The 11,574-nt window shown below is 53.7% G+C and carries 12 protein-coding genes; 6 read left to right on the forward strand and 6 right to left on the reverse strand.

Features of this window, described 5'->3' with window-relative positions:
- Positions 1–60: 60 nt before the first annotated feature.
- From EKM99_RS06405 to EKM99_RS06415, 3 genes are all read right to left on the reverse strand, one after another.
- The gene (locus EKM99_RS06405; protein ID WP_125582019.1) at positions 61–510 is read right to left on the reverse strand and encodes an HIT family protein; all 450 of its coding nucleotides are present in this window, start codon (positions 508–510) and stop codon (positions 61–63) included.
- A complete protein-coding gene (locus EKM99_RS06410; protein ID WP_125582020.1) occupies positions 507–1,595 on the reverse strand; it encodes a S66 family peptidase in 1,089 nt (362 codons plus the stop codon). The genes EKM99_RS06405 and EKM99_RS06410 overlap by 4 nt, the downstream gene beginning before the upstream one ends.
- 216 nt (positions 1,596–1,811) lie before the next feature.
- Positions 1,812–2,819 carry a carboxylesterase family protein gene (locus EKM99_RS06415; RefSeq protein WP_125582022.1) on the reverse strand — a complete coding sequence of 336 codons (1,008 nt, stop codon included), beginning with the start codon at positions 2,817–2,819 and terminating at the stop codon, positions 1,812–1,814.
- A gap of 282 nt (positions 2,820–3,101) precedes the next feature.
- Here EKM99_RS06415 and EKM99_RS06420 point away from each other — a divergent pair, with 282 nt between their 5' ends.
- From EKM99_RS06420 to EKM99_RS06430, 3 genes are all read left to right on the forward strand, one after another.
- Positions 3,102–3,473 carry a winged helix-turn-helix transcriptional regulator gene (locus EKM99_RS06420; RefSeq protein WP_125582024.1) on the forward strand — a complete coding sequence of 124 codons (372 nt, stop codon included), beginning with the start codon at positions 3,102–3,104 and terminating at the stop codon, positions 3,471–3,473.
- A gap of 78 nt (positions 3,474–3,551) precedes the next feature.
- A complete protein-coding gene (locus EKM99_RS06425) occupies positions 3,552–3,860 on the forward strand; it encodes a hypothetical protein (protein ID WP_125582026.1) in 309 nt (102 codons plus the stop codon).
- Positions 3,850–5,037: an NADH-dependent flavin oxidoreductase gene (locus EKM99_RS06430; protein WP_125582028.1), complete on the forward strand. Its 1,188-nt coding sequence runs from the start codon at positions 3,850–3,852 to the stop codon at positions 5,035–5,037. The genes EKM99_RS06425 and EKM99_RS06430 overlap by 11 nt, the downstream gene beginning before the upstream one ends.
- Before the next feature lie 176 nt (positions 5,038–5,213).
- Here the strand turns inward: EKM99_RS06430 and EKM99_RS06435 are convergent, their stop codons facing one another.
- Complete coding sequence (locus EKM99_RS06435; protein WP_125582030.1) at positions 5,214–6,482, reverse strand: MFS transporter; 1,269 nt, start codon at positions 6,480–6,482, stop codon at positions 5,214–5,216.
- A 204-nt stretch (positions 6,483–6,686) separates the two neighbouring features.
- The gene (locus EKM99_RS06440) at positions 6,687–7,109 is read right to left on the reverse strand and encodes a MerR family transcriptional regulator (RefSeq protein WP_125582032.1); all 423 of its coding nucleotides are present in this window, start codon (positions 7,107–7,109) and stop codon (positions 6,687–6,689) included.
- Positions 7,110–7,285: 176 nt separating this feature from the next.
- Here EKM99_RS06440 and EKM99_RS06445 point away from each other — a divergent pair, with 176 nt between their 5' ends.
- The 3 genes from EKM99_RS06445 to EKM99_RS06455 all read left to right on the forward strand — a co-directional run bounded on the left by EKM99_RS06445 (position 7,286) and on the right by EKM99_RS06455 (position 9,789).
- A complete protein-coding gene (locus tag EKM99_RS06445) occupies positions 7,286–7,966 on the forward strand; it encodes a hypothetical protein (protein ID WP_125582034.1) in 681 nt (226 codons plus the stop codon).
- Positions 7,967–8,157: 191 nt separating this feature from the next.
- The gene (locus EKM99_RS06450; protein ID WP_125582036.1) at positions 8,158–9,234 is read left to right on the forward strand and encodes an NCS2 family permease; all 1,077 of its coding nucleotides are present in this window, start codon (positions 8,158–8,160) and stop codon (positions 9,232–9,234) included.
- Positions 9,235–9,237: 3 nt separating this feature from the next.
- A complete protein-coding gene (locus EKM99_RS06455) occupies positions 9,238–9,789 on the forward strand; it encodes a phosphoribosyltransferase family protein (RefSeq protein ID WP_125582038.1) in 552 nt (183 codons plus the stop codon).
- Between the two features lie 87 nt (positions 9,790–9,876).
- On the opposite strand, the gene EKM99_RS06460 is transcribed toward EKM99_RS06455, so the two are convergent.
- The gene (locus tag EKM99_RS06460) at positions 9,877–11,550 is read right to left on the reverse strand and encodes a glycoside hydrolase family 13 protein (protein WP_125582040.1); all 1,674 of its coding nucleotides are present in this window, start codon (positions 11,548–11,550) and stop codon (positions 9,877–9,879) included.
- Positions 11,551–11,574: the final 24 nt, after the last annotated feature.

The raw sequence follows: 11,574 nt of genomic DNA on the forward strand, positions 1-11,574 counted from the left end.
GTGGCTTTAAAACTTATTAAACAATGTTTAAGTAGCCAAGTATACATTCGAAAGTCTTTATTAGTTACTAATTAATAATTCAGTGATTCGTTCCCGCAACGCCCCGTCGCGCTCGGCATCATACTCATACTGGTCGGCGAACCAATGGTCTGGTGAATAAAGCCAGACCGGTTTGACACGACGCTCCGCGGGTTCGGTGGCGTAACGGGGAAAGACGTGGGCGTGCAGAAACTGATCGGTATTGCCCAGAATATCATAGTTGATGCGTTCACAGCTAGTTGCCTGCAGGACGGCATCGCCCAACACTCGCATGCTTTGAAGAAAGGCGGTACTTTCGGCTAGGGTTAAGTCGTTTAGTGCGGCGACGTTTCGCTTGGGTAGCAGGATTGCGTAGCCGGGGAGAAATTGGGTGTCGCCATAAACTGCGAAGCCACCAGGCAAGGTTGCCATGACCATCGGGTTGGTGCCATCGATTGCCGCTTGAATCCGATTGTCTCGCCAAGAACTCATCGCGTGACCTCCCCGGCAAAGAAGGGTTCCGTGATGGTCAACGTTTTGGCGTCGCAGTCGAGTTTGGCAGTTAAGCCATACGGCAGCGCGGTCCGCGGGTAGGCGTGGCCGAAGTTTAAATTGGTCATGAGTGGTACGGCGAGGTCCCGGGTCACGTCCAGCAGGGCGCGGCAGTAGTCGTCGTAGTAGACTTCGTTTTGTGGCTTCCCGGTGATAATGGCCTTGACGTTGCCGAGGATGCCCGCCTGCTTCAAGTTTTGGAGCATGGTTCGGTAGGCTGCCGGGGTTGGCTTTTCCTCACTAGTTTCAAGGAAAAGAATCTTCCCCCGCCACTCTGCTGGACTGGGAAGCAGACCGTATTTTCTGGCAATGACGGGCTCGTCGGGGTAGCGCGTGTCCGTCAACAGGCTATTTAGACTGTCAATGCAACCGCCCAGCAGACGACCGGTAACCTGGCCGTGACCGCGGAGGACTTGATAGCCGCGGGTTTCGGGATGACTGATTCGCGGCGTGTCGAGGGCATCCTTTGAGAAGTCATCGCGTTCCTCGTACCAAATGGGGCTACTGGCAATTGGCGTGGTTGCGGTATTTTCTAGGTAGTGTTCGAGGGTACGTTTGGTATAGGGGAGTAGGTCTGTGGCCAACTCGGCTAGGTCGTTGATGACGTTGGGGCCATAGTAGGTGGTGAGCCCCAACCGGTATAGCATCAAGTGGTCAACGGTCGTGTCGGAAAAGCCGGTAAACAGCTTGGGATGAGTTTTAATGGCCGTCACAAACTCGGGATCGTTAAGGAGGTAGGGCGCCAGACGAAAGGTGTCGATGCCGCCGATGGCACAGAAAATCCCTTTAATGGCGGGATCGGTGAACGCCGTTTTCAAATCGGCTGCGCGCGCTTCTGGGTGGGCGGCGAGGAAGTCTTGGCCCTTCAAGGCGTTGGGCATCATGACGGGCGTTAGGCCCAGGTCGTTGATCCGGGCCAGTCCCCGTTGCAGTTCGTGTGCGGCAAAGGGTTCTCCGAGAACCCCGCTGGAAAGGCTGACAATGGCAACGGCATCGCCGGTATGTAGTGCAGGTGGTTTTTGCATGTAAGGACCTCCCAATTATTAAATTGCTTACATTGTACGCTTCTGGCGGGTGGGGTCAATCGTTATCTGGCGGCGTGATTGCGTCCGTTTGCGTTTTGAAATTAAAGCCCTCGAAGAGTGACGGCAGTTCTGGCAAACGCAATCCAAAAGAACGGCGGCCATTATCTGCTGGGATAACGGTCGTCGTTCTGGTTAATTTAATAGAATAACGCTAACTTACTTACTTTGATTATACAACCAGTCGCGCACGGCGGGAACCGTGTAGCCGTGGTCAAACGAGGCCATGTGCTCCATCGTTTGACTCGAGCCGGTCAGCACGGAACCGGTCTTCCAAGTCACAAAGTTGTGGTCCTTGTTTTGTGAAATGGCCTTGTTGGCCGCCGTATTGAGCTTGCTGGCACTCCAGGTGGCGTTCCACGTGGCGTCGGTATAACTAATATTGTTTTTCTTGAAGCTGTTGATTAGGCTGGTCTGACCGGACGTCGCTTCCGAATCACCACCAGCGACAATGTAGAAGAATTTTTGCTTGCGCAGGGCCTTCAGCTGGCTGACGTCCCATTGCCCGGAAACATAGAGGCTAGCCGCAAACAGGTTCGGGTGCGTGGCGTTCAGGTAGAGCATGGTCATGCAGCCCATGGATTGGCCGGTCGCGTACAGGCGTTTGTTATCAATGCTGTACTTTTTCTGCAGTGAAGCCAAGAGGTCGAGGTAAGTGTTGACCTGCGACTTGACGACGCTGGACCCGGATTGGCCCATGCCGCCGGACACGGTTGACTTCTTAAAAGCGGGAACCAGGACAAAGCTGGTGTGCTTCTTCTGTTCGGCCTTGGTGGCCCAGATAACTCCGCCGTAGCCTTGAGTTAACGCGGATTTGGTGCTCTTACCCACGATGCTGTCGTCATGGATGAAGGTGATTAATGGGTAAGATTTGTTCTTGTTATAATTGTCGGGTACGTAGAGGTTATAGGCCAATTTCACGCCAGTCTTGGGATCCGTGTAGGTCAGCTGAATGTACTTGGATTCAACCTGTTTCAACACGGTCTTCAAGGCCGGTGTGGCGGCCGCGTCGTTGGTGTCGGTCTTGGTGACGGAACTGGACGTGGCACTGCTGCTGGATGAAGATGAGCTCTTGGAGCTGGTAGAACTTGATTTACCACAAGCGACCAACGTTCCGGCTAGCACAAACGCTGCCAGGAGTAGGCCAATTTTTTTGACATGCTGCATGGGGAATCCTCCTAAATGGTATGAATGGTTGCAATCCGTTCACGATTAATGTAGCACACTTTCCTTAAACAAAGAAGAAAGCGCACTCACAATTTTATCGGTTGCTGGCGGGACTTCCTTCAACGAGATAACCGTAGTTTAACCGGAACGCAGCGGTCAAACTAGTGGCGCCCCTTAAGGAGCTTCTTTGAATTTTTCAGAATTGATGGTTACCAAAAGGTGCCTACTCCCCAAAAGTAGCGGTTAGGCGTACAATGGACGAAAAGTCTGGGAGGTCATCACGTGAAAAAGTCATATACCAATGGGGTCGAGGCAACGCTAGGAATTATCAGTGGTAAATGGAAGCCGCAACTGTTGTGCCACTTAGGCAATCGGCCGCAAAGAACGTGTGATCTCCGCCAAAAATTACCGACGATTTCGCAAAAGGTGTTAACGCAACAACTACGAGAACTGGAGGGGGATGGCATCATTACCCGCCATATTTCCGGGGACCGCGCGCCCTTTAAGGTGACCTATGAACTGACGGATCTGGGCCGTTCGCTGGGTGAAATTCTGGTGCAGATGTCCCTCTGGGGTGAGCATCGCGCCAGTCAGGTACCGGACATGGAGATTGTCGATGGCCACGGCGGTTTCAGCCGATTATTAGAAAATTAATTGGGAGGTACTTTTAAGTGCCTTCTTTTTTTCTGGTCTGAGAGCAGTTATGCTAGGTTTCGTTGAGGAGGTGGCAAATTGGAGCCGACAATTCGGGGATTACACACGACCCAAACCGTGGTTACGCACCCCGCGCAGTGGCAAGTCTTACTGGTGTTGTCCCGGGGCCCACAAGGGGTTATTGGGTTGTGGCGTCAGACCTGTGGACAACATTGGTGGTGCGTGTGCCGGGGCCTCTGGCAACTCCAACGCCACCAATTCGTGACGTTTCATTGGCGCCAACGGCAGTGGCAACTAACGCCGACCGGTGAAACGCTGCGCCCCATTTTAAATGCTATTCAAACTTGTACCGCAAATCAGAAAGGTGGAAAAACACATGACTTATAATTTTCAACAGGACTACGCATTTCGCAATGGTATCACGCTAAAGAACCGGATGGTCATGTCACCAACGACCACCATGTCCAGTTTTTACGACGGCCACGTGACCAACGATGAGATTGACTTTTACAGTGCGCGGGCTGGTGGCGTCGGCATGATCATCGGCGAAGTCGCCAACGTGATTCCTGGTGGTAAGGGCTTTGAAGGTGAACTGTCAATCGCTGACGACACCGACATCGAGGGCCTCAGCCGCTTGGCTAGCGCCATGAAGCGTAACGGCACCAAGGCCGTGCTGCAGATTTTCCACGCCGGGCGAAAGTCCAATGACAGCATCCTACGCGGCGCCCAACCGGTTAGTGCTAGCGCCGTCAAAGCAGCCTTTCCAGCGGACTCACAGACACCACGGGAAATGACCGCGGCTGAAATTGACGACCTGATTGTGGCGTTTGGTGAAGCCACCCGGCGGGCCATCGCAGCCGGCTTTGACGGTGTGGAGCTTCATGGGGCCAACACCTACCTGCTTCAACAGTTCTTCTCCCCGAACTCTAACCGGCGGACGGACAAGTGGGGCGGCGACCGGGACGCGCGGATGGCCTTTGCCAAAGCCGTGATTGCCAGCGTTCACGGGGCGATTGACACCTACGCGGACCGGCCGTTCCTGTTTGGCTACCGCATCTCGCCTGAAGAAATTGAAACGCCAGGAATCCGGCTGGCTGACAGTCTGGCTTTCGTCGACATGCTGGGCGATTCCGTCGTGGATTACCTGCACATGTCCATGGGTTCAGCTCAGCGGACGTCCTTGAACGACAAGAGTGACCACGAGCCAATTATGAAGAAATTTGTTGCCCAATTAGCTGGGCGCAAGCCATTGATTGGCGTGGGCTCCGTTGAGACGCCGGCTGACGCGGAGGCCGTGTTGGCCATGGGTGCCGACCTGGTCGCAATGGGCCGGGAAATGATTCGCGAACCTCAGTGGATGGAAAAGGTGGTAGACGGGGATGAAGCCAGCATCCGTTACCAACTCTCGCCATCTGAAATGACCGAGTTGAAGATCCCAGTTGCCATGCAATACTACCTAAAGGGAGCCTTCTACTCCGTCATGCACTTCACCACGGATCCCGCCGTTGCGGCTGATTACCAAAACGAAGCGGCACCGATGGAAGGTTTTGAGAAGAAAATGTAAGCGGACCGGTTATTAGTTTCGCGAATAGAAATAGCTTGTATCGTGCAACTAGTTTCCGCCAAGTAAAAACGGGTATGTTCTTCCGAAGTTAGTGGAAGAGCATACCCGTTTTGTCTCTGTTTTAGAGAAATTTTTAGTTAAAACTGACACTATTAAGCGCTTAGGTAGGCGTGGATTTAGTCCTCAACTGTCAGTGTCTCCGCGGTTAAGCGCGCCTGCAACTGCTGGTCGTATTCACGGGCACTGGGCAGGAGGTACATGGCCAATCCACAAAGCAGGGAGCCAACGCCGCCAATGATGAAGAGTTTTTCCACCCCAATGGCATCGGCTAGGGGTCCCGCGAAGATTAAGCCGACGGGACCGGCCACACTGGTCAGTGAATTTAGCACGCCCAAGACCCGGCCCAGTTGCTCGGCAGGAAAACTCTGCTGAATCATGGCCATCAAAAGGGTGCTGTAGAACGGCGTCACGGCCCCGGCGAAGATGTTGAGGATGACAAACCAGATGAAGCCGGTTTGGTTGCCAGGGAGAAAGCCGCTGCCGCCAAAGGTCACGCCCATGGCAATCGTTGCCCAGAAGATGGGTTTCATTCGGTCGCGCCAATTGCCAAAGATACTGATAATCGCGCCGCCGCCCAGCATCCCCACGGAGTAGATGACTTCGATCAGGCCGGCCTGACCCACCGTGCCGTGGAAGTAGCCCATGGTCATCAGGGGATATAGGCTGGCAGCGGGCATGAACATCAGCGTGAAGGTCGCGCCAATCATGGTGATTGCCCAGAGGCCGCGGGTGTTGCGGAGCTTGGCCAGTCCAAATTTGGCATCGGCTAGGATGTGCACGCGCTCGTCGATGACGGGATGTTCCGGAATCATGACGAAGGTCAGGAGGCTAATCCCAATGATGGCGCCGAGAACGTCGACTAGGATTAAGAAATTCATGGGAACGATTGCAAATAGGAACGCGCCCAGTGCTGGCGAGATGATCATGTTGGCCGACTGGACCATCCCTAGCTGACCATTGATGCGGGTCAGCTCGTCGGCGGGCACCATCGTCGGTAGGATGGACTGGATGGTGGGCATCTGAAAGGTTTGTGCGATGGACCGAACCAGGAGCGAGATGAAGATCAGCCATAAGGGAAAGGTCGCCTGAAGCGTTCCCACAACGGAGAGAATAATGGCAAAGAGCGCGGCAACCACGTCGGGCACAATCAACAGCGCCTTCTTGTTGAGGCGGTCGACAAAGGGACCAACGAACGGGCTCAGAAGGACCATGGGTAACATGCCCAACAGCGTCGCCAGACTAAGGACGGTGGCCGAGCCGGTCTGCTTGGTCAGATACCAGATGATGGCGTATTGTACGACCATGCTGGTGATCCCTGAGAGAAATTGGCTGGTTAAAAATAAATAAATATTGCGCCGCCAGTGCGGCAGGATTGCGGTTTCCACGGGTCAGCCCCCCTATTTATAAAAATTATGATAACTACTTCACAGGCTGTTAATATTAGCATATTAGTAAAGGGGGTACAAGAAAACGGCCTCGCAAAAAAAGACGGCTGCAGGTCGCTGGTGCTGGCCTTCAGTCGTCTCATTTAGTGATCCCGTAAGCAAGGCTGCGAGACTGTGGTTAATGCTAGTGGGAGCCGGTCAAGTTTAAGCCGTTTGGTCAGCGGTCGTGTCGCGCAGGTTCGACGGCACAAAACTATCGGGTTCGTGGTTTTTCATGATTTCTGCGTAGTGGTCGACCTTGAAGTTGATGGTCGACAGGTGATTTTGCAAGTCGGAGATTTCACTCAGTGTCCGCTCCTGTTGGGCTTGCATCATTTCGTAACGCTCGGGAACAGTGGAGTCGCCCTCTTGAACCAGGTCCAGGTAGTGTTGAATGCGCTCGACGGGCATCCCCGTGGCACGCAGGCAAACAATGATGTTCAACCATTCCAGGTCCACGTCGTTAAACACGCGGTTGTTATTCTCATCCCTTTGGACGAAGGGTAACATACCGTGATCGTGGTAGTAGCGGATGCTGTAGGTTGAAATGCCCATCTTCTGGGCGACTTCATGAATGGTATAAGACATGGGGGTCCCTCCTTAAAGGGTTAGCGTTCGACTAACTGTAAGTGATGTCTCTCATCATACCCGTCCGTCGCGATTCATGCAAGGATTAATGTCCTGAAACTTTTTAGACGAAAGGGTTGCCTTCAAGTAGGTCGAAGGGGGTACACTCAATGAGAATCAAGAGGAGGTGTGTTCACGTGAAACAGTTTAACGTACAAGTGGCGGGACAGGATTTCGTCCCGTTATTGGCGTGGTCGGCTGACCCCAGCGTTAGTGCGGCAGCCTTGTTGGCCCCGGAACCGCGGGACTTGTTGTTGCTGGATGAGGCCGTCGACCAGATGGCCATCGTCCCCCAGGTGAGTCTGGAAACGTTGCTCGAACGTTTGGGCGATTCGGTTTATGGCCGGTTGGGGGCCCAGGTCGCCGCGGCTAATCCAACGGGAGAAGACGGGGCAATCACGCCGAGCACCTACCTCCTGTTGGACTTGGCCCAGGTGAGCCACGCGACGGTGCTGGCGACGACGGGTGCACTGGTGGGCCTCTTGGTCACGCAAATGAAGGGCGTGGCCGCCACGAAACAGGTGCTCGCCGGGATTTCCAGTCAGGCACAGTGTTGGCTACAACAGGCCGGCGTCACGGCGCACCAACTCCTGTTGCCACAGGGTGTGACGGTTCTGCGCCAATTATTGCAGCAGTTATTAACGCAAAATGAACAGAGTGACGCCTACGTACCGGCCGGGTGTGACACCCATGCGGGTCAATTGGCGCAAGAAGCCGTGGCGCTGGCGCAGGGCAACTTAACGGCACTGCGATTGCCGGCCTCCTGGCGGTTATTGCGGGTGGCGGGATTGGAAAAACACCTTAAACGATCAGAATGACGAATTAGTTGTGTGGCCTGATGAATAGTGGGTCACACTTTTTTAGTGCCTAAATCATACACGAAAGTAATTAGTAAAATTATAATAAATGTTCGTGAAAATATCAGAAAAAGATAGACTTTCACCAGAACATCTCGTATGCTAATAGAGAAAACGAATAATCAAATGACATACGAGAGGAACTAGCGACAATGCATTGGCTGGCGGACGTGTTAGCGGCAATTGGTGTGGTATTGAATGGTATTCCCCAAGGCATCATGGCGATGTCCCTGGGGTTCGCCGTTTTTCCGACAATGTTTTCATTTATTTTCGCCTCAGCCGTGAACGGGGCATTTGGCACCGTGGCACCGTTGTCGTTTCAGGCTGAATCCCTGGCGTTGACGGGAAATCTCGGGCGTGACTTGCGGGAACGGACGTCGATCATCCTCGGGGGTTCTGTGGTGATGCTACTGATCGGGGTGACGGGGACGCTGACCAAAATCGTTGCGGTGCTGGGAAACAGCATCATGGCGGGGATGATGGCCGGTGTCGGTCTGATGTTGGCCAAAATTGCGTTTGGGTTGGCGAAAAAAGAACGGCTCACCGGCTGGCTATCGGTCGGACTGGCCGTGCTCACGTACCTGCTGACGAAGGACTTAGTCTGGACCATTGTCTTGTCGGTGGTCGGGTCTAGCTTGGCGGCCGTGTTCATCACCCATTATCGGGCTGAACTGCCAGCCCACGTGACGGCCCGCCGCTTCGTCTTTACCAAGCCGACGATTAATCCGCGCGTGATTCGTGGTGCGCTGAGTCTGGCTTGCTTAAACATCGGCGCCAACATTTCGTACGGGTTGATTACTGGTGAGATGACAGGAATCAAGCCGAATCCGGTTAATTTAAATCTGTTGACCATCACGCAATCGTTGGCAGATATGGGGACGAGTCTCTTAGGTGGGGCGCCAGTCGAGGCGATTATCTCGGCCACGGCCAGTGCCCCAGAACCCGTCGTGGCCGGCATCATGATGATGCTGATCATGGCGGTCATTCTGGCCGTGGGCTGGTTGCCCAAGCTGGGGAAATACGTCCCCAGTGCGTCGATTGCGGGTTTCTTGTTCATTTTGGGTACCGTCGTTATCTTTCCGGCCGACGCCGCAACCGCTCTGCAGGGGAAGGATGCGACCGTGGCGGCAATCACCTTAGTGGTGACCGCCGTGGCCGATCCGTTTGCAGGCCTGTTGACGGGTGGCCTATTGAAATTTGCGTTACCACTCTTGGGATTGGGGGTCTAACTCATGTTAAAGACGTTTGAATTGAAAATTGGACCGGTGACCCGGCAGTTACCGATCGTCCCGATTAGCGAAGACTTAGCCATTGCATCGTTCGTGTTATTGGGGGATGCCGAGTTAACGGATTATGCGGCAGAGGAACTGGCAAAATTAGTACCGAAAAAGTTTGACTACTTTGTCACGTTGGAAAGTAAGGGCATTCCGTTAGCACAAGAACTAAGTCGCCTAACGGATCACCCGCAGTTTGTGGTTTTACGCAAGGCAGCCAAGGACTACATGCGTGCTCCGCTAAGGGTTCCCGTGACGGCGATCACTACCAGTGCGCCGCAAGAATTGGTGCTAGATGGGACTGACGCGGATCGACTCGTCGCTAAGAAGGTCGTCATTGTCGACGACGTCATCAGTAGCGGTGGCTCATTAACCGCCGCACAAGAGCTACTAGAGCGAGCAGGCGCCACCATTGTGGGGCAAATGGCCATTTTGGCAGAAGGGGCGGCGGTTGACCGCTCAGATATTCAGTATCTGGCGGAGCTCCCCCTGTTTCCCCTGGAATCGTAAGCCAGATAAAAGCACCCCGATGATCAACGCTCACAGTCGTCAGTCATTCGGGGTGCTTTCGGTTATTCTTGATGTCAATCGAAGGGGTTATTTGAAGCGGTAAACTTTGGTTTCGTAAGGCCGGAGCGTGGTTCCCTGATCGTCAGAATAGTTGCCGATGAGTTCTTCGCTGGCGTTAGCCTGGTCGTAGTCACGGGTCACTGTTTGGTCGGTGAAGTTACTGATGACCAGTAACGTTTGGCCTTGGTAGTGCCGCTTGTAGGCAAAGACTTGGTCATCGTCGGCGTCGAGTTCTTCATAGGACCCGTGGACAATCAGGTCGCTGTCATGCCGCAGTGCAATCAGGCGCCGGTAGTAGTTGAACACGGAGTTGTCATCGTCGACTTCGGCGGCTGCGTTGATGTCGGTGTAGTTCGGGTTCAACGCGAACCACGGCTTCGCAGCGGAGAAGCCCGCGTTCTTGGACGTATCCCATTGCATTGGTGTCCGGGCATTATCCCGGGACATGTGCGAGAGGTATTTCAACATCGTTGGTTGGTCAATAATCTTTTCGTCGTCAACGAGTTGCCGGTAAGCATTCAGACTTTCAAGGTCCTCGTACTGGTCAAGCGTGGTGTAGTGAACGTTGGTTTCACCCAACTCTTCCCCTTCGTAAACGTAAGGGGTTCCCTGCAGCATGTGCAACGTGGTTCCCAACATCTTAGCGGATAACTCCCGGTAAGCCGGGGTATCGTTCCCAAAGCGAGAAACGGCCCGTGGTTGGTCGTGGTTGTTCCAGTAAAGACTGTTCCAACCCTTGCCGTCTAAAGCTTTTTGCCAGCGGGACAGGGCACCCTTTAATTCGGTCAGTTTGACCGGGGCGTCGTTCCACTTGCCTAAACGTTTGTCGGGGTTAGCGGATAAGCCAACGTGCTGGAACTGGAAGACCATGTTCAGTTCATTGGCATCGAAACCGGTGTAGTTGAGCGCGTCTTCAGGTGTTGAGCCAGGCATTTCACCCACGGTCATCACGTCGTAGTGGGACAAGACTTCGTCGTTCATTTCTCGCAGGTAGTCGTTGAGCTTCGGGCCATCGGAGACCAGGGGTTCAACGTTGCCGTACTGGGCACCAGGTGCTTGTGGGGCGTCAGGGAAGTCGGCTGGCTTGGAAATTAAGTTGATAACATCCATCCGGAAGCCGTCGACACCTTTGTCCAGCCAGAACTTCATGAGGCCCCAAATTTCTTGGCGGACCTTAGGATTTTCCCAGTTCAAGTCGGGTTGACCAGGGGCAAAGAGGTGCAGGTAATACTGACCCCGCTTAGGTTCAAAGGTCCAAGTCGACCCACTGAAGTAAGAACCCCAGTTGTTAGGCGCATGACCATCGACGGGGTCGCGCCAAATGTAGTAGTCCGAATAAGGATTGTCCTTGGATTGGCGGCTTTGTTTAAACCACTCGTGTTGATCGGAAGTGTGGTTGACCACTAAGTCCATTAAGATCTTTAAGTCTTGGTGGTGCGCACTGGCCAGCATTTTATCGAAGTCGGCCATGGTGCCGTAAACGTCTTGGATGTTGCGGTAGTCACTGATGTCGTAACCGTTGTCGGTATCGGGAGACTTGTAAATCGGGTTGAGCCAGATGACGTCGGCCCCCAATTTCTTAATGTAAGGGAGTCGTTGGGTCAGACCTGGGAGGTCCCCAATCCCATCGTTGTTACTGTCCTGGTAACTCCGGGGGTAGACTTGATAGACGACGGCATTTTTCCACCATTGCTTTGACATAAAATAAAACCTCCTAATAGATTA

Origin of the sequence: Levilactobacillus cerevisiae (genome assembly GCF_003946245.1) — a bacterium.
Classification (GTDB): Bacteria; Bacillota; Bacilli; order Lactobacillales; family Lactobacillaceae; genus Levilactobacillus; species Levilactobacillus cerevisiae.

Bases quoted from the DNA above. Each gene is read 5' to 3' on its own strand.
- EKM99_RS06405 (WP_125582019.1), bottom strand. From the start codon at position 510: ATGAGTTCTTGGCGAGACAATCGGATTCAAGCGGCAATCGATGGCACC.
- EKM99_RS06410 (WP_125582020.1), bottom strand. From the start codon at position 1,595: ATGCAAAAACCACCTGCACTACATACCGGCGATGCCGTTGCCATTGTC.
- EKM99_RS06415 (WP_125582022.1), bottom strand. From the start codon at position 2,819: ATGCAGCATGTCAAAAAAATTGGCCTACTCCTGGCAGCGTTTGTGCTA.
- EKM99_RS06430 (WP_125582028.1), top strand. From the start codon at position 3,850: ATGACTTATAATTTTCAACAGGACTACGCATTTCGCAATGGTATCACG.
- EKM99_RS06440 (WP_125582032.1), bottom strand. From the start codon at position 7,109: ATGTCTTATACCATTCATGAAGTCGCCCAGAAGATGGGCATTTCAACC.
- EKM99_RS06450 (WP_125582036.1), top strand. From the start codon at position 8,158: ATGCATTGGCTGGCGGACGTGTTAGCGGCAATTGGTGTGGTATTGAAT.
- EKM99_RS06455 (WP_125582038.1), top strand. From the start codon at position 9,238: ATGTTAAAGACGTTTGAATTGAAAATTGGACCGGTGACCCGGCAGTTA.
- EKM99_RS06460 (WP_125582040.1), bottom strand. From the start codon at position 11,550: ATGTCAAAGCAATGGTGGAAAAATGCCGTCGTCTATCAAGTCTACCCC.